This is a genomic window from Aeoliella fuhlenseeensis (genome assembly GCF_052161615.1).
Classification (GTDB): domain Bacteria; phylum Planctomycetota; class Planctomycetia; order Pirellulales; family Lacipirellulaceae; genus Aeoliella.
In genome coordinates, this window is record NZ_CP197417.1 from 2,245,683 (window position 1) to 2,270,581 (window position 24,899).

The 24,899-nt window shown below is 61.0% G+C and carries 18 protein-coding genes; 12 read left to right on the plus strand and 6 right to left on the minus strand.

Annotated elements, in window-relative coordinates; translation table 11 throughout:
• The first annotated feature begins 116 nt into the window (after window positions 1-116).
• Window positions 117-941, plus strand: coding sequence for an ABC transporter permease (locus SH292x_RS08680; protein ID WP_442485203.1), 825 nt, complete (start codon window positions 117-119; stop codon window positions 939-941).
• Between the two features lie 34 nt (window positions 942-975).
• Here SH292x_RS08680 and SH292x_RS08685 read toward each other — a convergent pair whose 3' ends face one another.
• Window positions 976-1,392: a secondary thiamine-phosphate synthase enzyme YjbQ gene (locus SH292x_RS08685; RefSeq protein ID WP_442485204.1), complete on the minus strand. Its 417-nt coding sequence runs from the start codon at window positions 1,390-1,392 to the stop codon at window positions 976-978.
• Window positions 1,393-1,526: 134 nt separating this feature from the next.
• On the opposite strand from SH292x_RS08685, the gene SH292x_RS08690 reads away from it, so the two are divergent.
• A complete protein-coding gene (locus tag SH292x_RS08690) occupies window positions 1,527-3,593 on the plus strand; it encodes a prolyl oligopeptidase family serine peptidase (protein WP_442485205.1) in 2,067 nt (688 codons plus the stop codon).
• 521 nt (window positions 3,594-4,114) lie between these two features.
• On the opposite strand, the gene SH292x_RS08695 is transcribed toward SH292x_RS08690, so the two are convergent.
• From SH292x_RS08695 to SH292x_RS08705, 3 genes are all read right to left on the minus strand, one after another.
• A complete protein-coding gene (locus SH292x_RS08695; protein ID WP_442485206.1) occupies window positions 4,115-5,050 on the minus strand; it encodes a 4-hydroxy-3-methylbut-2-enyl diphosphate reductase in 936 nt (311 codons plus the stop codon).
• Window positions 5,051-5,604: 554 nt separating this feature from the next.
• Window positions 5,605-5,856, minus strand: coding sequence for a hypothetical protein (locus tag SH292x_RS08700; RefSeq protein WP_442485207.1), 252 nt, complete (start codon window positions 5,854-5,856; stop codon window positions 5,605-5,607).
• 502 nt (window positions 5,857-6,358) lie between these two features.
• On the minus strand, window positions 6,359-7,105 hold the full coding sequence (locus SH292x_RS08705) for a PEP-CTERM sorting domain-containing protein (RefSeq protein WP_442485208.1): 747 nt from the start codon (window positions 7,103-7,105) through the stop codon (window positions 6,359-6,361).
• A gap of 428 nt (window positions 7,106-7,533) precedes the next feature.
• On the opposite strand from SH292x_RS08705, the gene SH292x_RS08710 reads away from it, so the two are divergent.
• The 8 genes from SH292x_RS08710 to SH292x_RS08745 all read left to right on the plus strand — a co-directional run bounded on the left by SH292x_RS08710 (window position 7,534) and on the right by SH292x_RS08745 (window position 18,702).
• Window positions 7,534-8,169 (plus strand): LysE family translocator, encoded by a 636-nt coding sequence (locus tag SH292x_RS08710; RefSeq protein ID WP_442485209.1) that lies wholly within the window; start codon window positions 7,534-7,536, stop codon window positions 8,167-8,169.
• 849 nt (window positions 8,170-9,018) lie between these two features.
• A complete protein-coding gene (locus tag SH292x_RS08715) occupies window positions 9,019-9,576 on the plus strand; it encodes a sigma-70 family RNA polymerase sigma factor (RefSeq protein ID WP_442485210.1) in 558 nt (185 codons plus the stop codon).
• On the plus strand, window positions 9,573-11,336 hold the full coding sequence (locus SH292x_RS08720) for a hypothetical protein (protein WP_442485211.1): 1,764 nt from the start codon (window positions 9,573-9,575) through the stop codon (window positions 11,334-11,336). The genes SH292x_RS08715 and SH292x_RS08720 overlap by 4 nt, the downstream gene beginning before the upstream one ends.
• A 152-nt stretch (window positions 11,337-11,488) precedes the next feature.
• Window positions 11,489-12,541, plus strand: coding sequence for a LamG-like jellyroll fold domain-containing protein (locus SH292x_RS08725; RefSeq protein WP_442485212.1), 1,053 nt, complete (start codon window positions 11,489-11,491; stop codon window positions 12,539-12,541).
• Window positions 12,542-12,602: 61 nt separating this feature from the next.
• The gene (locus SH292x_RS08730; protein ID WP_442485213.1) at window positions 12,603-14,423 is read left to right on the plus strand and encodes a hypothetical protein; all 1,821 of its coding nucleotides are present in this window, start codon (window positions 12,603-12,605) and stop codon (window positions 14,421-14,423) included.
• Window positions 14,424-14,478: 55 nt separating this feature from the next.
• Complete coding sequence (locus SH292x_RS08735) at window positions 14,479-15,510, plus strand: DUF1559 family PulG-like putative transporter (protein ID WP_442485214.1); 1,032 nt, start codon at window positions 14,479-14,481, stop codon at window positions 15,508-15,510.
• Between the two features lie 56 nt (window positions 15,511-15,566).
• Entirely contained in the window at window positions 15,567-16,193 is a 627-nt protein-coding gene (locus SH292x_RS08740; RefSeq protein WP_442485215.1) for a hypothetical protein, read from the plus strand.
• Between the two features lie 43 nt (window positions 16,194-16,236).
• Complete coding sequence (locus SH292x_RS08745; protein WP_442485216.1) at window positions 16,237-18,702, plus strand: dockerin type I repeat-containing protein; 2,466 nt, start codon at window positions 16,237-16,239, stop codon at window positions 18,700-18,702.
• Here SH292x_RS08745 and SH292x_RS08750 read toward each other — a convergent pair.
• On the minus strand, window positions 18,628-19,446 hold the full coding sequence (locus SH292x_RS08750) for an EF-hand domain-containing protein (RefSeq protein WP_442485217.1): 819 nt from the start codon (window positions 19,444-19,446) through the stop codon (window positions 18,628-18,630). The two genes, SH292x_RS08745 and SH292x_RS08750, sit on opposite strands and share 75 nt — an antisense overlap.
• Before the next feature lie 508 nt (window positions 19,447-19,954).
• On the opposite strand from SH292x_RS08750, the gene SH292x_RS08755 reads away from it, so the two are divergent.
• Window positions 19,955-20,233 (plus strand): flagellar biosynthesis anti-sigma factor FlgM, encoded by a 279-nt coding sequence (locus tag SH292x_RS08755; RefSeq protein WP_442485218.1) that lies wholly within the window; start codon window positions 19,955-19,957, stop codon window positions 20,231-20,233.
• Between the two features lie 199 nt (window positions 20,234-20,432).
• Window positions 20,433-20,933: a Fur family transcriptional regulator gene (locus SH292x_RS08760; protein ID WP_442485219.1), complete on the plus strand. Its 501-nt coding sequence runs from the start codon at window positions 20,433-20,435 to the stop codon at window positions 20,931-20,933.
• A gap of 96 nt (window positions 20,934-21,029) precedes the next feature.
• On the opposite strand, the gene SH292x_RS08765 is transcribed toward SH292x_RS08760, so the two are convergent.
• Window positions 21,030-24,890 (minus strand): hypothetical protein, encoded by a 3,861-nt coding sequence (locus SH292x_RS08765; protein ID WP_442485220.1) that lies wholly within the window; start codon window positions 24,888-24,890, stop codon window positions 21,030-21,032.
• Window positions 24,891-24,899: the final 9 nt, after the last annotated feature.

The following is a 24,899-nucleotide window of genomic DNA, read 5'->3' on the forward strand; positions in this document are numbered from 1 at the left end:
CCTGGCCAGCGATACTTCAATAGCCGCGGATCATGTGAGAACGTAGCCCGCGCCGCCAAAGTTCGCGCGGCTTTGGTCAACTCCCGAATTCTGGCGAATCCGGCTACAATACCACCATGCAAGACATCCTGCTCTACCCCAAGCTCTTCCTCACCTTCGCGCGGAACAGCCTAATTCGCGACATGACGTTTCGCACCAACTTCGTAATCGAAGTGGTGTCGAGCATTGCGTGGATGGCGATGAACCTGGGCTTCTACTTGCTCGTGTACCAGTACACGCAAAGTATCGAGGGCTGGGGGAAGTACGAGTTCTTCATCTTCATCGCTACGACGATGTTCATCAACAGCATCGTCCAGGCCCTGTTTATGCCCAACGCGCAGGAGATCAGCGAACTGGTCCGCACCGGCGGGCTCGACTTCGCGATGCTCAAGCCGATCGACACGCAGTTCCTGCTCTCGATGCGCAAGATCAATTGGTCGTCGCTGGGCAACGTGCTCGTAGCACTCGGGCTGCTGATTTACGCCGAGGGGCGCATCGATCATCAGGACTTCACCTTGGTGCAGTACGTCCTTTATCCGATCTACGTCGTCTGCGGCGTGCTGATTCTTTACAGCATCATGATCTCGCTCTCGGCGACCAGCATTTGGCTGGGCCGCAACCAGTCGCTGTACGACTTCTGGTTCTACATCACCAACTTCTCGCGCTACCCACTGGAGATCTACGGCGGCAACGCCTTGGGCGACGCCCTGCGAATCGGCTTCACTTACATTGTGCCGGTGCTGGTGGTGGTGAATGTCCCCGCGCGGATGATGGCTAAACCACTCACGGCCGAGTACGCTTGGCTCGCCGGCTTTGCGTTTCTAGCGACGATCGTCTCGCTGGCATTATGCCGCTGGATTTTCCAAAGCGCACTGGCGAGCTACCGCAGCGCGAGTAGTTAGTTCGCGCGTGACCCGGCTCACACGGTGCCTGCTCTCACTCGCCCATCACCGTTACCACCAAGTAACGCGTTCGCGGCTTGATGTCGCACTCCAGGTGGACAATTTGCTGCCAGGTGCCCAGCACCGGGCGGCCCTCGGTCACGGGCACCGTCAGTTCCTGGCCCAGCCACGAGGCTTGCAGGTGCGAGTGGGCGTTGCCGTCGTGCCAGGCCTCCTCGTGGTTATAGGCGAGGCTCGGCGGGATTAGCCGGTTGATAAGCTCGGGCAGGTCCTTCATCAGGCCCGACTCGAACTCGATCCCCAGCACCACGCCCGTGCTGCCGACATTGAAAATGTGGGCCGTGCCGGTTTGAATGGAGCTTCGCGCGATCGCCTCTTCCACTCGGGAAGTGATGTCGTGCATATCTCCATGACCGGCGGTTTCGAATTGAAAACGCTCTTGAAACACCATCGTAAGTACCCCCGTACCTATTATTGCCGCTCGAATCTACTTCGCACCCAGGAATTGACATGCGAATCGCAATAGCCCCGCTCACCATTCTACTCTCTTTGCCGCTCAACTTGCTCGTCCTTCAGGGAGGAAATATGGCAGCCGAATATCCGGCTACGCGTCGAGTCGATCACACGGACACCTATCACGGAACCAAAGTTGCCGATCCGTACCGTTGGCTCGAAGCCGACGTGCGCGAATCGGACGAAGTGAACTCCTGGGTCGAAGCTCAAAGCCAATTTGCCCGAACTTTTCTCGACGCCATCGAGGCTCGCGAAGTGTTTAAAGGGCGCCTAGAAGCATTGTACAACTACCAGCGGTTTTCGGCCCCCAGCCATAAGGGGGGAAATTACTTCTTCTCCAAAAACGATGGCCTGCAGGATCAGTCGGTACTCTACGTCGCCAAAAGCGATACCGAGCCCGGCCGGGTGCTGCTCGACCCCAACACCTGGAGCGAGGACGGCACCGTCGCGCTGGCCGGTTTTACCGTTAGCGAGGATGGCACCCTGATTGCCTTCTCCAAAAGTGCCTCGGGTTCCGATTGGAAGACCATTCACGTCATGGAAATCGACTCGGGCAAGATGCTCAGCGACGAAATTGAGTGGGTGCGCTTTGGCGGCATGGACTGGGATCACGAGGGTAAGGGTTTCTATTACTCCAGATACCCCCAGCCTGGCGAGGGCGAGAAGTTCCAGTCCGTTGCGCTCAATCAGAAAATCTACTACCACCGGCTCGGCACGCCCCAGTCGGACGACGTGCTGGTTTACGAGCGGCCCGACCACCCCGATTGGTCGTTCGGCGCGAGCGTGACCGACGATGGCAAGTGGCTCGTCCTGTCGATCGGCAAAGGAACCGATCCGCAGAACCAAGTCTGGGTCAAAAGCCTCGAGACTGGCGACAAAGAATTCCGCCCGTTGGTGGACAATTTCGACCACGAGTACAGCCTACTGGCGAGCGAAGGTAGCAAGCTCTACTTCCTCACCGACGAGTCGGCCCCGCAGAAACGCATCGTTGCCATCGACGCCGCCAAGCCCGACGGCTTCGTCGAAATCGTTCCTGAAAAGGAAGCCACGCTGGTCGACGCCGACATTGTCGGCGGCAAGTTGATCGCCCAGTACCTGAAGGACGTCCACGCCGAAGTGGAGACTTACACCCCCGAGGGCGAGTACCTTGGCCCCGTCGAGCTCCCCGGCATCGGCACCGCCATGGGATTCGGTGGCGAAGCCGATCAGCGGAACACCTACTTTGCATTCACCAACGCGGTGACCCCCACCAGCATCTACCGGCTCGACACTGAGACGGGAAAGATCGACCTATTGCGCAAGCCGGCCATCGACTTCGACCCCGGCAAGTTCAAAGTGAAGCAGGTGTTCTACACCAGCAAAGATGGCACCAAGATTCCGATGACCATCTCGCACCGCAAGGGCCTCAAGCTCGACGGCACCAACCCGACGCTGCTCTACGCTTACGGTGGGTTCAACATCTCGATCACACCCGCCTTCTCGGTCGACTACGCCGTATGGATGGAGCAAGGTGGCGTCGTCGCCATCCCCAACCTCCGCGGCGGCGGCGAGTACGGCGAGGCCTGGCATCAAGCCGGCAAGCGCGAGAAGAAGCAGAACGTCTTCGACGACTTCATCGCCGCCGCCGAGTGGCTGATTGAGAACAAATACACCTCGACCGATCGCCTCGCCATCAGTGGCCGCAGCAACGGTGGTCTCTTGGTTGGCGCCGTCATGACGCAGCGGCCCGACCTGTTCGGCGCGGCTCTCCCCGGCGTGGGTGTGCACGACATGCTGCGGTTCCACAAGTTCACCGCCGGCCAGTTCTGGCGGAGCGAGTACGGGTCGTCCGACGAGCCCGAGGACTTCGAGTTCCTCATGGCCTACTCGCCGTACCACAACGTGAAGCCCGGCACCGAGTTCCCACCCACCATGGTCACCACCGCCGACACCGACGACCGCGTGGTCCCGATGCACAGTTTCAAGTTCGCCGCCGCCCTGCAAGAAGCCCAAGAAGGTGACGCCCCCATCCTATTGCGCGTCGAACTCAAAGCCGGCCACGGCGCCGGCACGCCCATCTCCAAACGCATCGACGAAGTAGCCGACACCTGGGCCTTCCTCGCCGACGTGTTCGACATGAAAGTCGAACCCGTGAAGTAGCTAAATGGTAGCCGGACTCGCAAGAGTTCGGGCCGCCCTACCGTACCCCGAAGCGGTCCCGTCACCGTAGCCTAGGGTTGCGTTGAGGCGAGTTCCACGAGCCTCGACGCTACCCTAGGTGCGCGGGCCAAATGGCGCACGTACGCTCGACCAGCCATTTAGCATCGACCTGATTACAACTCACGATGGAATCTCGTAGCTCACCCGCTTCTAACCAGAGTACGCTACCAACTCCGAGAGCATATCCGTTGCCAAATTCGGGGTTTCCAAGACCTCGTAGCCAAGTTTGGCACCAATCGTCGTCCTCGGGCACAGATAGAGCCTTCACACATAGGTTCTTGTGAAGTTTCGCCAATGTCTGTGCGGCCGAATAGAAAACACGCCGCGATTGACGCTCGGGTATCGACCAGGTTACGGTCAAGTACACGAGAAGGCGATCAGTCTCTAACGCAGAAGCAAACTCAGCAGACGTCGTGATTTCAGCCACGTTAGCCATCGATCTTCCGAACATCCGATCGCCCCTACTCCAAAACCACCGCCCGAAGTTCTTTCGGCAACGGAAACGCCACGTGCTCTTCGCGCGTTGTGCGGACCTCGACCGTCGCGCCGTGATGGTCACGCAGTAGATCGAGGCACTCCTCGACCACCACTTCCGGTGCACTCGCCCCGGCGGTGACGAGCACGGTTTGGACTCCTTCGAGCCATTCAGGCTGGATGTCGCTCGCGCCATCGATTAAATGCGCCGAGATGCCCCGTTCGCGGGCGAGCTCTGCCAGGCGCTGGCTGTTCGAACTGTTCTGGCTGCCGAGCACCAGCACTAAGTCGGCCTCGTCGCACAACAGCGACACTGCTTCCTGCCGGTTCTGCGTGGCGTAGCAAATGTCGTCCTTGGGCGGACTGGCGATCTGCGGAAATCGTTCGCGGAGCTTTCGGATGATTCGCGTGGCGTCGTCGACGCTCAGCGTGGTCTGCGTCAGGTAAGCCACCTTCGACTCGTCGGCGACTTCCAAGGTCGCGACGTCCTCGGGGGTTTCGACCAGCACGATCGCCTCGGGGGCCTCGCCCATGGTGCCGACCACTTCGTCGTGCCCTTCGTGACCGATCAAGAAAATCGTATAGCCCTGCTTCGCGTACTTGATCGCTTCGAGGTGCACCTTGGTCACCAGCGGGCAGGTCGCGTCGATCGCCATCAGCTTCCGGTCGCGGGCCGCTTGGCGAACCTCGGGCGACACGCCATGCGCGGAGAACAGTAGCGTCGCTCCTTCGGGCACTTCGTGCAGATGGTCGACGAACACCACTCCCTTCTCGCGGAAGTGGGTCACCACGTACTTGTTGTGGACAATCTCGTGGTACACGTACAGCGGCGGGCCAAACGCCTTGAGCGCCAGCTCCAGCGAATCAATCGCCATGTTCACCCCCGCACAGAAACCTCGGGGGCTGGCTAGAAGAACTTTCATCGCACCTGCTTGAAGGGGGCTGATCGTAAAGGGGTAACCGTTCCCAGATGATCAAGAAGATTAACAGGAGGAAACGGAGGTAACAGAGTAGATGCGAACACGAATCTTCACTTCTCTCCGAATGGTATTGGCCTCAAATCTTGTTCTGCCATCGCTCTATACACACTCTTCGTTACCTTTGTTTCCTTCTGTTCAAAAAGTACTAACAGAAGGAAACGAAGGAAACTAAGAGTTGGTAGCACGGATCGGCAGGAACGCTACTAGCGATGACTTAGTGCTCTACCATTCCGACTCCGCGCTTATCCTCTCCGTTTTCTCTGTTTCCTCCTGTTCAATACGGTGCTGAGACAAAGGGCTTGGTCGCACCGAAATCGACTTGGCGTCAAACTGAACGTAACCCTTGCAGCATACTTCGCCGCGGTTCCCTGCAACAGGGCATAAAAAAAGCCTCCTTCGAATCCGCCAAGGGGGGAAAGCGGATCGGAAGGAGGCCGGGGAGTAGACTCAGCGTGCAGCGAATCTCAGCATTCGCTGCAGGGTTTATTGGCAAACCTCTAGCAGGAAGTCTGTTCGGGCGGCGTCTCGGTTTGCGAGTCGGCCGTCTGCGAGTCGACCAAGTCGTGTCGCTCCAGCGTGACCGAGGTCGAACGCACCGGGTGCGTCCGGCGACTGCCATGCTCGGCGACCAAATCGGCGAGACTCGAGTCGAGCTTCGAAGCAAAGCTCCGATAAGCTGCGTGGTCGTAACGCACTGGCTGAAGCCAGTCGTTGGGGTATGCGGCAAAGTGTTCGTTGATGGCGGACATCGGGGCCTCCCTAAGTGTTCCGTGGACCCGGCGGGTTTCACACCGCAACCGGCTGGCCTCCGGATTGGGGAAGGCAACCTGGCACAGTTACATACGGTGGACACGGTCGATTTGTTCCAGGTTCACTGCACACCTCGCGCCAAAACGAAAACTTTTTTTGCACTTTGCCGAAAGGCCGACAAAACAAGCCCCAAACCGCCCCCACCGCCCGCCCTGCCCCAGCGTCCCCGCCGAAACCGTCGCACGCTGGCAACACCGATACCAAGGTGAGAGTCGCGAAGCCAACAGGAGTCTATGTAGCCCCCTTATCCCCATCCAAGCCGCCAAGAGTTCGGGGTTGCGTGGTGACGAGCTTAGGGTGACTGGGGACGAGCCCCGCGAGCCCCCAGTCGCAGATCGGCCAATGCGTAGTTTGGCACATGACTCCCCCCACAAAAAAACGCCGGGCTTCGACCCTCAAGTCAAAGCCCGGCGCTCAATGCTCTGCAATACTCAAACACAACTACGAGCGGCGTCGACGTGCGGCCACGCCGGCCATCACCGCCGCGCTCACTAGCATCACGTACGTGCTCGGCTCGGGCACCAATTCGCCGAACGGCATGGTCGTTTGGAACACCCAAACCGACAGGCTGCGATCGCCTTGGAAAATCGACAGGTCGGCACCTGCCCCTAAGATCGTCGGCAGCTCCAAGATCGGCACCAACTGGCCCGGGGTGGCCGAGTACACCGTGCCCGAACCACCGGTTACGTGTTCGTCGGATAACTGCGGAAACATTCCCGTGGTGTCGTAACCGCCAATGGCAAGTGCCCCAGGAGTTCCGGGCTCCAGGTCGTGACCATAGACGGTGGTCATCACCATGTTGTCAGTGGGCGTCGATTCGTCGTCGTAGCTGATGTACGCCGCCGCGGCGCCGTACCGAAGGGTGCTGCCACCAAAAGAGCCACCATTGCCGACGGTAATGAAGTCATTGAACGCATTGAGCACCGCACCAAATCCGTTGTCCCCCAAGCTTGGTGGATACGGGAAAATGGAAGCCGGGGCGCCCCAAGTCGGCGCTTGGTAGGGCGAGCCCCAGATGGTTTGCCAATAAGAGACGGTAGGAACGCCATTGCCATTCGGAACCGTGAAGTAGTCTCCTTTGAAGTCGATCGAAGGGCCGGCCACCTTCGGCGCGGCCATCGCATTGTTGTGAACTCCCCCAATAGCCAGCATGGTTAGTAACGTCAAAGCAGCGAATCGAACACTCATTTCATTATCCTTCTCAAGTCTCACTAGGACCGCGGAAAGTCGGCGACGGTCGGACGTCGGCTGCGCACCTTTCTCAGCGCGTCAGAATAGCGATGTTTAGGAAACCTACCATCGTGGACACCCACTCGGGGGGAGATGCTGGCGCTTCGCGAAGCGCTATCAGCCGCAACGCGCTAGCGTCCGGTTTATTTCAAGCCGCCTTGAATCGACTCGCCATCGCCACATCATGCGGAAATTGGCATCCGCAATTCGTTAGCGCCCCACACGAACCTAGAGAATACAAATCGCGTCTACCCATCGCGTGCGCATCCCAAACTGCGATGCATGCATTACCGACCGTTCTAGTACAAGCCGCGGTTCACTAGAATCAAGCCTCACACCAAGCGATCGACGTACGAACTTCGTTTTCCCTTTGAGGATTCGCCACGATGGCAGGTATCGACAACTACTGGGCATTCATCCTCGCCGCCATCGTGTTCAGCATGACGCCAGGCATTGACACCTTCTTTGTCCTCAATCGTTCGGTGGCGCAGGGTCGTCGCTCCGGATTCTTCTCGACGCTCGGCATCAGCACCGGCGTGCTGGTTCACACCTTCATCGCCGCGGTCGGACTCTCGGCGTTGATCGCCCAGTCGGCCCTGGCATTCGCTCTCATCAAGTACCTGGGGGCCGCCTACTTGGTGTTCCTCGGCATCTCGAAACTCGTGCAGCGTGCTGGCGACGCCCCCTCCATCGAGACTCCCAGCACCGGCACCACTACCGCTTGGAACGACTTCCGCTCGGGCGTGCTGACCAACGTGCTGAACCCCAAAGTCGGCTTGTTCTTCATCGCCTTCTTCCCGCAGTTCATCCGCCGCGAGATGCTCGAAAGCTACACCCCTTTCGTGGTGCTCGGCATCACCTACGCCCTGATCGCCCTGGTGTGGCTGCTGGCCCTGAGCTGGCTGGCGGGCACGGTCTCGCACCGCCTCCGCGAAACCCCCGCCTTCAGCCGCTGGATGGACCGCACCGCCGGAGCCGTTTTCGTCGCTCTCGGTGCCAAAGTAGCCGCAGGAACGAAATAGGCGGCCTCGGAGCTGGCACTTGCTGTCCCCCTAGCCCAATGCGGAAGCCATGGGTTTCCAATGGCCATGAGAATGGCTAGTCGATTGCCTCCGCCACGGAGGGGGTTGTTGCAGGGGACGCTTCTCAGCCAAGGGCCGAAAAACGCGGCTCACATGTCAATCATGGGGGCGCTCGGGATGCCCGCTTTGGAGTTGGTTCATCTAGGGCGTTTACGTGCGTTCAGAATATGTACGTAGACCCAAGCGCTTTGCGCAGGTGGTTCGGTACCTTCACTTTTCTCTGGCGATGGCATTTGGAATTGCGCGAGCGTCTTCGGATATTCTTCGGAACGAGTTTTAGAGAAGGACGCGATCCAGGAAAGTCCCGCATGGCGAAAAAGTGTGGCCATCTCCGCTCGGCAACTACGGAAGAAACTCGTACAGGCTGCAGATGAGCCCATCACATAAGTTGCTGAGCTCGGCTCGAGCGATTTAGGTAGGGCGTCCACCTTCGGACGTCCCGTAGCCCACAGTGCCATCTGCACGTGTGAGCGCTCCCACCGCCATCCGAGAGAGCGCCTCCATTGTCGGAGACTCAGGCGACACCAAGGCCGATCACTGCCAAAACCGCATGCGGTGTCCCGAATATCGCTGCGTCGGCTTTCTGAGAAATTTTTTCGTAAAATGGGCCTGCCCCACCGGGTATTACTGGTATTGCGACAAAGCACGTTTGGTGGACGGGAGGCATCGCAAGCGGGGAGTGAGCGTTTGGCGTGCTACGCAGGGGCGCCGCTATCCATTTTCAGCCACTTTCGGCAACGAACAACCAGTGGATCATCCCAGGCGGGATACTCGAAACTAAATCCGAGCATGAACGCTTTCGACCCTATTTCGTCTCCCGAGGAGGAGATGCAGTCACGATGTGACGACTTCGTCACATTGATGTCTCGCCACTCGCGACGCATCTATGGCTACATCCGATCGCAGGTGCTAGACGTCAACGATGCGAACGACGTGTTTCAGGATACGACCTACTGCATGTGGAAGAAGTTCGGCGAGTTCTCGGCGGGGACCAACTTCTTTGCGTGGGGCTGCCGGATCGCTCACTTACAGGTACTGAAGTTCCGCGAAACGCATCACCGCCAGTTCGCCCTTTCGAGCGAAGTGCTGCACCTTCTCGCGAAAGAATCGGCGGAGCGGGCCGGGAGTTTTGACGAACGGGAAGCGGCGCTGGGCGAGTGCGTGCAGAAGCTTTCGGGCCGAGATCGGCAACTTCTTGAGCAGCGCTACTATCAGGAACAAAAGCCGGCGGAGATTGCCCAGTCACAATCGCGTTCGGTGTTCGCGATATACCGGTCTCTAACGCGGATTCATGGATTGCTGTTCCGGTGCATTGAACGATCGCTTGCGGAAAGGCAATCCCGATGAGCACCACAAGACGAGAACTCGACGAGCTGTGCTCCCTCCTGCTGCTTTCGGCCGCAGGAGATTTGGATGTCAAACAACACGCGCGGCTTGAAGGCATGCTGTCGGAATCGCCCGAAGTGCGTGATTACGCCTTAGGCATCATCGAGCAAATGGCGATTCTGGAATGGAACGCGACAGAAACGCCGACACCGTCGCTTTCACCCACCGCCCCGCGTCATGTGCGTCAACAAGAGCGCAGTGCAAAGTCGAAGTCGCCGCAACGGAGTGTCAATGGGTGGTTGATGGTTGCCTGTTCGGTACTACTAGGCGTCACGGCGACACTGGCGACGCTGTTGTATCGCACGCCCGGTGGCGACGAAGTGGTAGAGCTGAGACCACCAGCGATCGCGACGCCCGATAGCGTCGCCGCCAGAAGTGACACGCTTGGTGCCGAAAAGGAAAACGCATGGGTGGCGAGGCTGACCCGCGCGACGCCCGACGCTACGTGGAGCGACGCTTCGGGGCCGCAGGAGTTTTTACTGCGACTGAAGGCCGGGCAGGTGATTGAGTTGCTCTCGGGCCTCGCCGAGGTCGAGTTTGCTTCGGGGGCGATTGCGATCATGCATGGCCCCTCGGTGCTTATTCCAACGGGGCCTGACTCGGCAATTCTCGAGAGTGGCCGGGTGACGGGGCGAGCCGAGGATGGCAACTTCCGCCTCGCCACGCCTTCGGCAGAGATCGTCGATCTAGGGACCGAGTTTGGCGTGTCGATCGACGAGGCTTCGAACACGAACGTGGTAGTGTTCGAAGGCGAAGTGATTGTCGCTCCCAGCAATCCGACGAACCGCCGCGTCGAGTCGATATTCCTCGACCACGGCGCGACAGCGTGCATCGGTTCCAATGGCGAGCTCGCAACCGGTGTGGAAGTGGAGTGGGAAGATTTCGAACGCGTGGTCCCCGTGGCACCGACGACGGCCGACCAATTGCTCGAAGAGCATAGCCTCTCCGTGGTCGACCTTGTGAACGGTGGCGACGGCAAAGGAGAAGCACTTGCCGGGGCAATCGACGCACTGACCGGCACCTGGGATCAACGTCCCTGGCGGTGGACGGAAGGTCCGGGCTACATCCCGACCGACTTCAAATTTCATCACTCACAGAGCCACCCGGCCATTGATGGCGTGTTCGTTCCTTCGCCGCACGGGGCGCGGACCATCGCGACCTCGGCGGGGCATGCCATCGATTTGCCGGAGACAATGGGAGTCACGTTCGGGCCGATTTGGGCGCGACGCCGTGGCGTGGGCGAATTGCCCACCACGACAGGCGACTTCTGGGGCACCGGAACCTTGCCATTTATCCTCCGTCGAATTGGCACCGCGCGTGTGGGCGCGATCGGGATGCATCCCAACGTTGGTATTACGTTCGATTTGAAGCAATGCACGCACGGCCTCAAGAGCGATGTGATTGGTTTCGAAGCCACGCTAGTGAACCTTGACCTTGCCCAAGAACTCAAGCCACCCGAAGAACTGAAGAACGTCCCCGAGCGCACGGCGGACTTTTGGATCTACGTCGATGGCGCGTTGAAGTACAGCCGCGAAAACTTTGGACGCGACCTGGAGGGTGAAGACATCCGCCTCGAGCTTTCGCCGGGCGATCGCTTCTTGACGCTTGTTTCGACGGATGGTGGCACCACCATTTCGTTTGACCATGTGCTGCTGATTGATCCCATGCTGACTCTTTCCGATCCAGGCGAAACTCCAGCAACCAAATTGCCTGCCAAGTAGCCTTCCTACGCGTTTTCCGTGGAATCCCGATTCGATTCAACCCTGTCCGTGCTACCGCTGCGCGCACGCAGTGGGCCGTGGCAATGACTTGGACCCTGAAGCTTAGACAACACACTACCGATCGCGATCCTTTCCTCAAGGAGCCCTATCTGATGCGACACTCGATTGTTCTTCGCTCGCTCGCCTTCGTGCTGCTGACTGCTTTGTCTACGGATCGATTGCACGCCGCGATGCTCACGCATTGGAGTCTCGACAATGGGACCTCCGGCTTGGTGAACAACGGCACGGCCGGTGCTGCCTCGGACTTGGCGAATGCCCCCGCGCTGGGGGCTATAGTGGGTGGTCCGACCTTTGTCGAAACCGGAGGCATCCTTGGCGGTTACGCCTCGTTCAATGGCACGCAGGCGCTCATTGGCAATGTCACTGGCAACGCGGCCGAGCTCCTTACCCAGTATCCGCTCACGCTTTCCGCTTGGGTGCGAGTGGGGGTTACGCAAGTCGACCGAGGCGCGATCGTCGGCATGATCAATCGCGGAGCGAGTGACCAGTATCTGACGTTGGGGACTGAACCCACAGCCGAAGGCAAAGACTTGCAGGCCGTTCGTCGCCCTGGCACGTTCCACGCCACCGAGGCACCCAACACCAACGCCACCCTCACGGACGGCGCCTGGCACCACGTAGCGGCGGTGTACCACGGGCCGTCGGCACTGCGGTTGTATATGGATGGAGTGCAAGTGGGCATGTCCACCGTAACGATGGCGCTTCCCACGGGGCTTAACACGCTGAGCATTGGAGCACAGCGACGGTCGGCGGGTTACATCGATCGCTTCACGGGCGACGTCGATGAGGTGCAGATCTACGACGAAGGATTGGTCGCTTCGCAGATTTCGTGGCTGTTCGAGAACCCTGGAATGGGACCTCCTCCAGAAATTCAAGGCTGCGATGTCAACGAGTCGGGTACCTGCGACATGGTGGATCTGCAAATCATCGCCGACAACTTCTACAAGACGGTTTCGACGCGCGGCGAGGGTGATTTGAACGCGGATGGCATCGTGAACTTCGCCGACTTCCGCCTCTGGAAAGAACATCCACTAACCATCGACCTCTCGGCAGGCGTGAATGTACCGGAACCTTCGGCCACGTGGATCTGCCTGCTCGCGGCATATGGCATCACCGGGCGTGCCTGGCGACAGGATCGGAAGTAGAGCTTCGTTGAGGCGGGGCTAGCGGTAACTCATTTCGCAACTGCTCATCGGTGACATCAATATGCAACCTTGCAAACTTCTGACTCTTGCTGCTTGCATCAGCTTGGCTGGTGTGTGGGGGGCAACCAACGGTAACGCCCAAGCGGTGCAATGGAAGAATCCCATCACGGGCAGTTGGAACCTCGGTTCGAACTGGACCGGGCCGTTCGGCGACGAGGTGCCCAACGCCAACTTCGGAGAGACCGCCAGCATCGCCAACGGCGGAACTGCCTTCGTGGATAGCGCGGCGCCGAACGTTGGAGCCCTGGCACTCGGCACCGCCTCGGGCACTTCCGGGCACGTTCAAATCCAGAACGGCGGTTCGCTGAACGTTGTGATCGCCAGCACTTCGGGGGCCACACAGATTGGTACCTCGGGGACCGGATCGCTGGAAGTCGAGAGCGGTGGCACCTTCTCGACCGTCACCCTGACTTCGGGGACGGGCACGAGTGGCCTCATTCGCATGGCGGGCCCCAACGCTTCGATCACCACGTCGGCACTTACTCTGGGGGCGAACAGCACGCTGGTCACCGAGATCACCAGTGGCAGCTTCTTACCCATCACCGTTAACGGCGCGGCCACGCTCAACGGAACCTACCGCGTGGAGCTCGGTGGTGGCTACACGCCGACCGTTGGTAGCTCTTGGACCTTGCTCGATGCCACGACAATTGCCGGTGCGTTCACTGCGATCGACCTCTCGGGATTGCCCGCCGTACCACTAGGTCAGAAGTACGTTGTCGGGACCCAAGACGGCGGTCTGGGAAAGACGCTGGAACTCGGGCTCCAACAGGTGCTCGTGCTGAACGTCGACCGCACGACCGGTAGCGCGACCATCACCAATCCTGGCGGCGCGGCGGCCATGCACTTCGATGGGTACACAATCAGCTCAAGTTCGCAGTCGCTCGACCCCAGCACCTGGACCAGCTTGCACAGCGTGAACCCGTCGAGTTGGCTTGAAGCGAATCCCACGCCGGGCCGGCTCTCCGAGGTCAACGCCAACATCACCACGCTGGCTTCGGGCAACACGCTTTCGCTGGGCGCGCCGTACGAGCCGGGCCAGCCGCCACTCGGCACGCCCGTCGAAGACTTAGTGTTTCAGTACACCGATACCGACAGCAACACGCTTGTCACGGGGGCCGTGAACTTCACCGGCGGCGTTCAGAAGTTCAATAACTTGGTACTTGAGATCGATGCGACCGGCGCGGCCCAGATCATCAACGATTCGTGGCAAACGGTTAAGATCGATGGCTACTCCGTCAGTTCGTCCGACGGCTCCTTGCTAACTGGCAACGCGAATTGGACCAGCATCGCCGATCAAGGGACGCTGGGTGGCGACTGGATCGAAGCCAACCCTACCGTGAATCGCCTGACCGAAGTGAAGGCCGAGGGCGATATCCAGCTGCAAACCACCAATGGATTTGGCCTGGGTCAGATCTTCAATCCGGCTGGCGATCAGGAGGGCGTGACATTCGAGTTCCTCATCGCCGGCGAGTCGCTGCCTTTCGCGGGGGCGGTGGTTTTCCGCCCGCTGTCGAGTGCCACGCCAATCGGACCCGGCGGACTCGATGGCGACTACAACGGCGATGGCATGGTCAATCTGGCCGACTACACCGTATGGCGCGACAACCTCGGCAGCAACACAGTTCTGGCCAACGACCTGACACCGGGCACCGTCACGGGTGATGACTACTCGGTGTGGAAGAATAACTTTGGTCAGTCGGCCGGCAGTTTAGCCAGCGTGGGGCAAGTCACCTCGGTACCGTCCCCCCCCTGCTCGACGCTCGCGCTACTCAGCATTGCTCTGGGCGCTGCCATGCGTTGGCGCTCGGCAAAACGTTCATGAACGACCCGCGTTGGAACAAAGGCGTGTCCTCAAGTCAACTCTGGAAGATCGAATCATGACATCGAACGAGCAGCGTTATCGCCTACACCCGCGGAGTGGCTTCACGCTAGTGGAGCTGCTGGTGGTGATCGCGATCATTGGCATTCTCGTGGCCTTGTTGCTCCCGGCCGTGCAAGCGGCGCGCGAAGCGGCGAGGCGAACTCAGTGCCAGAATCAAGTGAAGCAGCTCGCGCTGGGCTGCATCATGCACCACGATACCTATAAATTTTTCCCTTCGGGTGGTTGGGGCTACTACTGGACCGGCGATCCCGATGCCGGAGCGGGCAAGTCGCAACCCGGCGGTTGGACCTTCAGCATCCTCCCCTTCATCGAGCAACAGACGCTGTTCGACATGGGCTCGGACGGTGCTGTGGCCCCCTACGACTCTCCCGCGCAGAAGACCGCCGCGACGCTCCGCGAGCAAACCCCCATCGACACGATGAACTGCCCCAGCCGCCGCCCCGCTGGACTTTTTCAACGAGATAGCAAGTTCGTGTTCCGGGGTCTCAACTACAACACGCTTGCCTCCACGGCGCGCACCGACTACGCAGGCAACGTTGGTACGATTCTGCTTTCCGTTTCTTCCGGCGAGACAGGCTTCGGTTTTGCCCGATTCCCGAAGACCATCGCGGAAACGGCTAACCTGAAGACGTTCATTTGGTCGCGCCCCACGGACGGCGTACTGATACAGCGAGGTGAAATTTCCTACCGTCGGATCGTCGACGGCACCACAAAGACCTACCTCGTCGGCGAGAAGTTCCTCGACCCGCAAACCTACGACACCGGCATGTTCCACAACGATTCGGAGACCCTTCATACCGGCTTCAACAACGACTCGCTCCGCGGTGCCTGTGGTGCGCCGCTGCAAGACACGATTGGCCTTGGCCCCTACGACACGTTTGGCAGCGCGCATCCGGGGGTTTGGATCGTGTCGTTCTGCGACGGATCGACGCAGTCCATAAACTACGACGTCGATCCATTGATTCACGCCCAACACGGCGGTCGCGATGGTGGCGACTGCGGGCTTAGCACAACGGCTGGCTTGTAAGCCGCGCCGCGGCGTGCGGACCGACATTATTCCCCTAGGCATCAGATTGCCCTTCGATGAGACGAATCGCATCCGCTTGTGCTTTGAGCATTTTAGCTACCACCCTGGGCTGCAATAGCCGACCGGGGAGTGTCGCGCAGATCGCCGCCGATCCAGCGGACTTGGCTCGCCGCTTGATGGACGCGGCAGATGTCGACAAGAACGGGGCGCTCACCGCCGACGAGTGGAAACAGACGCCGTACCTAGCGACGGCGGCCGCCGAGTGCGACGCAAATAAAGATAAGAAAATCTCGCCAGAGGAACTCGAAACGCGCTTTCGCACCGCGATCTTCGACCCCACGATTGCCGTCCTGCCGGGGGAATGCAGAGTTACCCGAAATGGGCAGCCACTTGCCGGTGCGAAGGTTGTCTTCCGACCGGCTCCGTTTCTGGTGGATCTGATCCCTTCGGCCGATGGCATCGTCGATTCGTCGGGCATCGCGCGCCTGCAAATGGATCCGAACAACCTGCCCGCGAACATGCCCAAAATCGCGGGCATGATTCGCCCTGGCTATTACCTCATTCAAGTGACTCACGACACCATCACGATCCCCTCGAAGTACAATGCTGAAACCATCCTGGGTACCGAACTCTCCCCCTCCACGCAACTCGAAGGACCCATTGTGGTTGCGCTGGAGTTCTAGTCGCTGGCTTATTGCGATCTTTCACGCGACGTGCTGTGGTGCGATGCTCGGAATCGCTTGTCACACCGAGGCTCAAACCGTCGTGCCAATCGATTGGGATCGGTTTACGACGCCCGAGCTCACGCCGTTCCAAGAGCGCATTCGGACGGTGAGCAATCGCCTTGCTGGCTACAACCTGAATTGGGTCGACCAGAACATGCAGGCGGTGGCGAACCCCGCCACGCCAAGCGGTCGTCGTTACGACATGGTGCAGGGCAACGAACGGGAGATTCGCACCGTGAGCCACACGGTGTACGGTGCCGCGGCGCTACTAAAGACGGGGGCGTACGACGCCGACCTCACAGGCTTCGATGAGCAGGCGTTCCGAAACCGCACGATCGAGATGATCCACGGTGCCGCGCTCGAGCATAAGTCCAACGCCAGCGGTGTGCAGTGGGGCGATGTCTGGCAGTCGGCGCTGTGGACGGCAAATCTCGCCGAGGGGGCGTGGATGATGTGGGACGACCTGCCCACCGAGACACAAAGCCTAGTGACCAACATGGTGGTACACGAAGCGAACCGGTTTGTGAACTACAACGTCCCCTACTGGACCAGTGCGAATGGTACCGTCAACACGCCGGGCGATACCAAAGCCGAGGAGAACGCCTGGAATTCGCGAGTGCTATCGGTCGCGGTGGCCATGATGCCCGAGCACCAGAACAGCCCGCGATGGCGAACCAAGGGGAGTGAGCTGTTGGTGAGTTCCTTCGCGCGGCCATCGGACCTTGGCAACGAGACGGTGCTCGACGGGCAAGCGGTCAAGTCGTGGATCAAGGGCTACAACGCCGACGAGCTGGGCTTCGTTCAAAATCACGGACGCACCCACAACGACTACCACGCCACCACGGGCCTAACGATCCAGCCTTTCATTACCCAGTCGCTAGCGAACCAGACGGTTCCCCAGTCCGCGGGTTTCAATGCGAGTACCGTGTACGATGCGATGGCGAGCATCCCAGTCGGACCACTGCAGCAGACGATGTTCCAGCGCGGACCGAGCGGCGAGTACCTGCCCGATCAGTACTACCCTGAGGGAACCACTTGGAGCCTTGTTCGCTACGACATCTATCTGGAGATGGACTACTACGCCAAGCAGTTCGGCTACGACTCGGGCAAGCCGTACGACGCAAACGGTTGGTCGGAATCGCGGCTTTCACGTATTGAGGAGATGCAGAATCGCTTTCCGACGGGCCGCATCTACGACGATGGCGAATTCGACAGCTGGGTGCCGCGCGAAGCGTACGCGCTGCAAACTATTTCGAACATCTGGCTTGTGGACTGGCTCAAGTCGCAGGACCAACTGCAGGGGCAGGGCAACTGGATCGACACGCTGCCGTCCGCGGGGGGCAACCACCTGAGCTTGATCATCGACCGCGAAACGGGCGAGTCGTACCTAGTGAACGACGCCCGCATGACATCGGTCGCACTCGACGGCTACGCCGTGCGGTCGGCATCCGGCCAGCTCGACCCCACGCACTGGACATCGCTGAATACGCACGAGAATGGCAGGTGGCTCCAGGTGAACTCATCGTCCACGCAGATGGGCGAGTTCAAGGACACCGGTTCGATCGTCGTCGAGCCGGGTGTGCAACTCTCCCTTGGCAAGTTCTTCGCCCCTGCCACGCCCACGAGCTTTGGCGACCATCCCGATCAGGACCTGCTGTTCGAGTACACCACCGAATCAGGCCAAGTGCTGCAAGGCAAGGTGATCTATCTTGGCGCGCACCGCAACGTGACGCTCAACTTGGTGGTCGACCCTGAAACCGGTCGGGCCGAGCTTCGCAACGAGACCGCGTTCACGGTCGAGTTGGAAGGCTATCGTATCGTCTCGGCGTCGGGCGTTTTGGTGCCCGATAGCCAAGGATGGACAAGCCTCGCCGATCAGCAAACCGACGACGGCGACTGGCTTGAAGCGAATCCCTCGCCCCACCAGCTCGCGGAACTGCACGTCGATGGAGCGACGACACTCGTGCCCGGCGCGACGCTCGTGATGGGCTACGTGTTCGATGCGAACCGCGCGCCGGATCTAGGTTTTCAGTTTGTTCTCGAAGGCGAATCGCAGGTTCGACAGGGGGCTGTGGTTTTCGAGGCGATGCGACTTCCCGGCGACTTCAATAATGATGGTGCCGTGAACCTCGCCGACTACACTTGGTGGCGCGACACACTCGGCCAGACCGGCATTAACCTGCCCGCCGACGCCGACCGCGACGGCACAATCACTGCGTCTGACTATGCGATCTGGAAGTCGCACTTCGGCGAGATGCGACCTGGCGTTTTGGCCGCTCCACTGGGGACGCAAGTCCCCTGCCCGGCGGCTGGCTACGTCGCCATCATCGCGACGCTGGCGACCGCGGGCCGAAGTATTCCTAATCGCTGGATAGGTTCCGATACATTAGCCCTACTCCGCCGACATCATCTCCATCCGCCGCGCGGCACGCTGGGTAGCTCCGCGAAACTCGTCCCGGCTCAATAGCCCGTCGCGATTGCGGTCGCCGAGGCGGAACAGGCGCTTCCAACGATCCGCCCCTTCCGCGGGCGTTTCGTCGAGCGCCAGGAGGCCATCCTTGTCCTTGTCGAGTTCCTCGAACAGGGCGAGCGATTGCTGCGGATCGCGGAGAAACTCGCCACGCGAAGGAGCCTCCGTGAATCGCATCGCCGCGGAACCTTGCTGGCGGTCGAACTTTTTGAGTTCGCGGTCCACATTAATGTCGAGCCGCCGAACGGTTTGCTGCGACATCCGAGTGAGCTGAGGCCCACCTCGAGCAAGTTCCAAGCGATTGATGCGCTCGTCGTCGTTGCGATCGTACTGCTCCACAATGCGATCAAAGACGCCGCGAAGGTCACGCGGGGCTTCCTCGCGAGTCAACACGCCATCCTCGTCCGTGTCGAGCATCAGCAGGACTAAGCGAGCGGCGTCGGCACCGGGGAGTTCGTTCGGGCGCTTCTCCTCGATCGGCTTTTCGGGACGACGAGGCGTCGTAGCCGCTTGCCATTCCAACTTACTAAGCTCGCCATCGCGATTTTTGTCTCCTTGGCGAACGAGCCTTGCGAATAGGCGGGACTGCTCCTTGGGCAGTTCGTCTGCGACGAGCCGTCCATCGCCGTCGGCGTCGAGTCGCTCGAACAACCCTTGGTCGGCGACGCGGATATCCTCGGCCGAGGCAAAAGCACCAGCCGCGGCGATCACGAGCTTCGCAACAATTAGTCGGGCGAACATGGTGGGGTTCTCCGGAATGCCGGACCATGGGGAATTGGGCGAGGATAGTAATTCCAACCCGCAGAACTGCTAGCGGTTCCGTTTTACCCCGCCGGCGTCCGCCGGGTAGAGCTGATTGCACGGATGGCGTCGACGGTCAGGCGGGCTCATGTTGCCTGGTCGCCACATGCCTATCCTAACCTGCCCGCGCAGCACCCGCAAAGCTCGTACACGCGGCACCTTACGCGTGATTGCGACTCCGCAGGGAAATGTCGAGTGCCCTGCTAGCATCGCCGATTTAAAGGAGCAGCGAGGGACGGCGATCGCACCAGCGAAGCCGAAACTCTCCTGCGATTCGACTCCCCGCCACGCAAGTGAACTCGAGAGCGACCCCCGACGTACCCAAACCTGACAGTCCGTTCGCACTATGGAATGGCGAAGTTGGCATCAGGTTGACCTTGACCCTTCAGTTAGAAAGCTTTAGTAATTGGCCGCGAACGGACGCACTTTTGGCCGCGGGAACCTTATCATGCAAATTCACGGCACCACACAAATCCACGGCACTCAAGCCCTCAATGGCCCGCACTTCAACCAGCGTGCTCATAACGTAGGGACCACCGGTTCGGCGCAGCCCGTCGACCAGCTCGACCTGTCGCCGGCGGCACTAGCTGCTTCGCAGTCCTCGGGTAGCGATGGCATTCGCACCGACCTAGTGACTTCGCTGCGAGCCCAAATCGCCAGCGGCAACTACGACACCGCCGACAAGCTCGACATGGCTCTGAGCCGGATGTTCGACTCGATCGGGTAACGATCTCGCGGTAGGAAATCGCCGAGGAACTCGCCTTCAGGGGGCGACCGGCGTCGATCCTCCGCATTTTCTCGACGGTTGTTGGCATGCGGTCTGGCGCCTAGAATTGTGCTAGAAGGCTCGCCGTGCGGGCCCAAGTAGCCACCGGATCGAGCGGGAGCCCGTCAGTCGGCTCCGGCTCCCTGCTAGCCAACTGCGAATGTCCAGCGAATACGCCCTCGAATCGATCGAAGTCTCCTCGTCGCCACGTGAGCGATTCGTCGAGTACTTGCAGAGCCGGGGGAAGCGGGTCACTCAGCAGCGGCTACAACTGGTCGACCAGATTTTCGCCTCGCACGACCACTTCGACGCCGACGAACTGATCGCCGATGTCAGCAAGCTCTCCGGAGCCAAGATCAGCCGAGCAACGGTTTACCGAACGCTCGACGAACTGGTCGACGCAGGACTGCTGCGAGCGATGAACCTGTCGGGTCGCCGGGTTTACGAACACGACTATGGTTATCCGCAGCACGACCACCTGCACTGCAAGAAGTGCGACAAGCTCATTGAGTTCGCGAGTGACGAGCTCGTCGCCCTTCGCGATGCCGTGGGACGCGAATACGGCTTCCGTGTCACCGGCCACCGCTTGATCATCAGCGGCATTTGCGGCGATTGCTCGAAGAAGCAAAACCGCCCCCAGTCACCGCTAGATTTGATCTAGAGCCGCGTTGATCTAGAGCAGCTTGAGCCGGGTTGCGTCAGCGCCCGGAGTCTTCGAAATCTGCTCCGGGCGCTAACGCAACCCGGCTCGAAGGTGCTACTTCCCCGTCATCTCATACAGCGGCAAGTGGCGATAGCTCACTTCGAGCGACAGCAGGTTCAGACAAGTCACGTACGTTCGTCCCGCTTGGTTCGCCCACATGTCGGGCACTGGCTTCTGGGGGTTCCAGCTTCCGGCGAGCGGACCTTCCTGCGTTTGATTGTCGACCAAAAGCGGATGCAGGTGCTCGTGCCACGCCTGCCAGTGCTCGCCACCCATGTGGAACATCACCTGCGTCGCGTAGTACCAGTAGTAAGTATCCCGCTGCGGATTGCCCGGCGTGCCGACCGCAGCCTGCAGGTACTCGCCCGTGAGGGTGGGAAGGTTCTCGCTCAAGTGATCGGCTCCGCGTTGCATCAGTCGATTCTCGCGATTCGTGCCGAGGTAAAGCTGCATCAACATGCCGACCGAGGTCATCACAGTGCTCGGCTTATTGTAGTGCTTCATCCCTTCGCGATTGCTATTCACGTAAGGATTGTAACAGTACAGCTCCTGCCCACCTGCCGTGGAACGACACTCTTCGACGAAACGCCGTACGCGGCTGTAGGTGTCTTGGCTGACTTCGAGACCCGCGAGTTCGCCACTTCGCACCGCCATGATTTGCCAGCCCGTGACGGAGAGATCACTGTTCAGCCCCACCGTGTATCGCCAGCCGTGGTGCTGTGGGTGCTGAGTGCGCGTGATGTAGTCGAGGGCCGCTTGCGCGGGGGCACGTAGCTCCGGATCGCCCGTCATTCCGTACGCTTCGCACAGTGCAAGAGCCGCGATGCCGTGGCTGTAGAACCTCGTGGCGTTGGGGCCCTGAAGGTTGCGTTCGGGGAAGATATCGCCTTCCTCAGATTGCTGAGCAACGAGGTAGTCGAGCCCGCGCTGGATCACGGCTTGGTACTTGTCGTCATAATGATCGTAACCGCCACCGAGAAACGCCAAGAGCGCCAGCCCCGTCGCCGCACCATCGGCCTGAATGGTCGGAACTTCGTCCTCGGAAACCGGAAGGTCGCTGAACTCGGTAAGCGACCACCGACCATCGGGTTGCTGAATGCGTGCCAGGTACTCGAGGCCCAGCTCGATGGCCGCTTCGGTTTTGGGTCGCGGATCGTCGGGGCTCATCAGCGGCGCGGAGTCGATGCGATCGGCGCGCGAGGCGAATGCGGGGGCGGGGTTGCGCTGGCGACCTGGTGGCGTCGGAAGTCCTCCCTCGCTGCGATTCGCAAATCGGCTGGGAGTCATTCGGAGTGGGTTTGCTTGACGACGAGCGATGCGTTGTGGAATGCCCGCGTCGAACGATGGCTCCGACGCCAGCCCGCCGGCACCGAGTTCCACGGGCATGAGCGTCTCGCGCTTCGGTGCGACATCTGCTGAGCTCGACGTCGAAGGAGCCGCCGCGCCCGCCGAAGGCTCGATCATGTCCGATGAAAGCGGCGTCACGAGCGCGACTGCAACAGGATCAACCATTGCCGCAGCGGCGGCCGCAGGACTAGCCGCCCCCGCGACGCCGCGTGGTGAAGGAGTGCTGGGTGCCCCGGCGACGCTCGGTCCGTCGGCACGGCTACGCTCGTCACGCGTTCGCGCGATCGATCCACCAGGACGCGGTGGGATAACGCCCACTTCCGTCGCAGAAGGTGGAGGACCGGCGCTTGGCGACGAAGCCCCGCCGCCGGAAGTTGCACCCGAAGGAACGCGAGCTTGCGTGAGACGCGGGGCGTCCGCTTCGCTGGGCCGGCCGGCGATGGTGGCCGAGGGCGCTCCGCCCGCTTGCAGTTGCTCGCGAGCCACCGCGCCCGCCGAGGGCGAAGCGCTGGCGGGCGAAGGAGCCGCGGCGACGCCGGCGGCCGAGGGAGCCATGGCAGCTTGCGAGGCTTGCCGAGGTCCGAGTCCGCGCGAGGTCTCTGGCGAGCGCATCGCGAGGCGTCCACCTTGAGCACCACGGCCGCCCCCGCGCTCGGGCGTGATCTGGGGTGGTCCGGTATCAAATTCGGCTTCGCCCCGCGCGGCGGTCACGTCGCCCATGCTGACGTTCGAAAACTGCCGCTCAATGGCGGCGCTGCTCGACGCGCTAATGTCGTCAGGCGTGGTAGAACCGGCGGCGACGGCATCGGGGATCGGTTGGGCGACGAGGGTCGACATCGGGCTCGAAGCACCGGCTCGCGACCGAGCCACTTCCGCCACAGGATTCGGAGCGAGCGCCGGACCTCGCTCGGTTTGCGTGCTGCGACTTCGCTTCGCACTCGCCGCGGCGAACGGAGCCGAGTAGGTCGGCTCGGCGGGGGCGTCGTTCAGCGAGTTGAGTCCTTCGCCCCGCAAACCCGTTCCGCCACGTGAATCGGCGAGCACTCGCGGGGCGGGGCTCGACGAGGTTTCGCCAATTGTTTCACGTGAAACAATCGTGGCGATCGGCTCGGGCGTTGGGGTCGACTCGGCGAGCGCGGCGGCAGACGGCGTGGGCGAGGGCTGCTCGGTAGGTTGCGCGACCGTGGCGGCCATCGCGGTGTCGCGGCGGCGAGTTGGGGTGGGCGTCGGAGCTTGCGCTGCCTGGGCGTCGGGGGGAGTTTCGGTGGCCTCGGCAACGCTGGGGCTCACGAGCTCGCGGCGACCAATGGCCGCGGCGATCGGTTCCATCGATTGTTCGGTGACGGACGCCGTACGCGTGGTCTCCGCAGGTTGGATCGCCTCGGGTGTGGTGGTCACGGCCTCGGCGACATTTACGGGCGTACGGCGATCGGATGGTGTGGGCGTCGCAGCCAAAGGCAACTCCGGCTCACGCGTGTCGCGGCGAGCAATCGCGGTCGGCGGAGCAGTGCGTAGTTCCTGCGGTTCCGGAACATCCTGTGGCGACGACATCGGTGTGCGAGGCCGCTCGACGCGCGAAGGCTCCGCCGCCACTTGGTTGATCTCGGGCGTGGTGACTCGCGGGGCGAGGTTCGACTCCGCGGGCTCAACAACCTCCGCCGGTGAGACTGGACGACGCTGGGCGACCGCTTCGGCAACTTGCGGCGCGTCGCTCGAACGTCGCTCGACGACTTGCGCGGGCGAAGGAGTTAGCTGCTCCTGCGGTTCGATTACTTGCTGCTCGCGCGGAGTGGTTTGTGCCTTGGCAACTTGCGCGGCGGGCGAGGGCTCGGCGGTTGCGGCGGTCGCCGTTGGCTCGGGGCGCGTCATTTGCTCAGGGCGAACGAGTGGCTCGGGGGCCGAGCTTGCCATCTGCGCCGACTCCGTCTGGCGACTTCTCTCGCCGGGCGACTTGGCACGATGCGCGAGCGCCGTACGCGGTCGACGCTGCACCAGCGACTGCGGCGCTTCGCTACTGGCGAGTTCGGGCGGATCGGTGCTCTCTTGCGTGGGCGTGTCGGGGGACGACTTTGCCTGGCTCGTGGCGGGCTGCGTTTGCTGGGCAAGCTGATCCGTCGGCACCGGCTTCTCGATCGCGGGCTCTTCCGTCTCCACGGGCGGAGTGACGTCGACTAGCCTCGGCACTTCCTTCGGCTCGATCACAATGTTCCGCACGACGTCGACTTCGGGCTCGGTGAACACGAACGTCAGGTGCGCGAACAACAGCGCGATGGCCACCGCCGTATGAAACGCCAGGCTCGCCGCCGCACCAAGTCGCAACCGCTGCGACATGCGTCGGCCTTTGGAGTTCGCGGCCCACGCCAAAAGGCCCCACGTGGCAAGCATGCCGAGGAGTCGCACCCAGCCGTTGTAGAAGAATCGCGTGTCGTCGAAGCCGCCGAGCATGACGATCAGCACTGTCAATAGCGCCGCCCAAACGCCCAGCACCCACTGCACGGTGCTCGCGCGATCGTCGAGCGCCGTCGAACTGGGCGGAGTGAGCTTGCGGATGTGGCGCTTGGTGGGCATGTAGGCGGG

Excerpts from the sequence above, each read along its gene's own strand:
- SH292x_RS08715 (WP_442485210.1), top strand. The coding sequence starts at position 9,019 with ATGAACGCTTTCGACCCTATTTCGTCTCCCGAGGAGGAGATGCAGTCA.
- SH292x_RS08745 (WP_442485216.1), top strand. The coding sequence starts at position 16,237 with ATGCTCGGAATCGCTTGTCACACCGAGGCTCAAACCGTCGTGCCAATC.
- SH292x_RS08725 (WP_442485212.1), top strand. The coding sequence starts at position 11,489 with ATGCGACACTCGATTGTTCTTCGCTCGCTCGCCTTCGTGCTGCTGACT.
- SH292x_RS08680 (WP_442485203.1), top strand. The coding sequence starts at position 117 with ATGCAAGACATCCTGCTCTACCCCAAGCTCTTCCTCACCTTCGCGCGG.
- SH292x_RS08755 (WP_442485218.1), top strand. The coding sequence starts at position 19,955 with ATGCAAATTCACGGCACCACACAAATCCACGGCACTCAAGCCCTCAAT.
- SH292x_RS08700 (WP_442485207.1), bottom strand. The coding sequence starts at position 5,856 with ATGTCCGCCATCAACGAACACTTTGCCGCATACCCCAACGACTGGCTT.
- SH292x_RS08760 (WP_442485219.1), top strand. The coding sequence starts at position 20,433 with ATGTCCAGCGAATACGCCCTCGAATCGATCGAAGTCTCCTCGTCGCCA.
- SH292x_RS08695 (WP_442485206.1), bottom strand. The coding sequence starts at position 5,050 with ATGAAAGTTCTTCTAGCCAGCCCCCGAGGTTTCTGTGCGGGGGTGAAC.
- SH292x_RS08750 (WP_442485217.1), bottom strand. The coding sequence starts at position 19,446 with ATGTTCGCCCGACTAATTGTTGCGAAGCTCGTGATCGCCGCGGCTGGT.
- SH292x_RS08735 (WP_442485214.1), top strand. The coding sequence starts at position 14,479 with ATGACATCGAACGAGCAGCGTTATCGCCTACACCCGCGGAGTGGCTTC.
- SH292x_RS08720 (WP_442485211.1), top strand. The coding sequence starts at position 9,573 with ATGAGCACCACAAGACGAGAACTCGACGAGCTGTGCTCCCTCCTGCTG.
- SH292x_RS08690 (WP_442485205.1), top strand. The coding sequence starts at position 1,527 with ATGGCAGCCGAATATCCGGCTACGCGTCGAGTCGATCACACGGACACC.
- SH292x_RS08730 (WP_442485213.1), top strand. The coding sequence starts at position 12,603 with ATGCAACCTTGCAAACTTCTGACTCTTGCTGCTTGCATCAGCTTGGCT.
- SH292x_RS08710 (WP_442485209.1), top strand. The coding sequence starts at position 7,534 with ATGGCAGGTATCGACAACTACTGGGCATTCATCCTCGCCGCCATCGTG.
- SH292x_RS08765 (WP_442485220.1), bottom strand. The coding sequence starts at position 24,890 with ATGCCCACCAAGCGCCACATCCGCAAGCTCACTCCGCCCAGTTCGACG.
- SH292x_RS08685 (WP_442485204.1), bottom strand. The coding sequence starts at position 1,392 with ATGGTGTTTCAAGAGCGTTTTCAATTCGAAACCGCCGGTCATGGAGAT.
- SH292x_RS08705 (WP_442485208.1), bottom strand. The coding sequence starts at position 7,105 with ATGAGTGTTCGATTCGCTGCTTTGACGTTACTAACCATGCTGGCTATT.
- SH292x_RS08740 (WP_442485215.1), top strand. The coding sequence starts at position 15,567 with ATGAGACGAATCGCATCCGCTTGTGCTTTGAGCATTTTAGCTACCACC.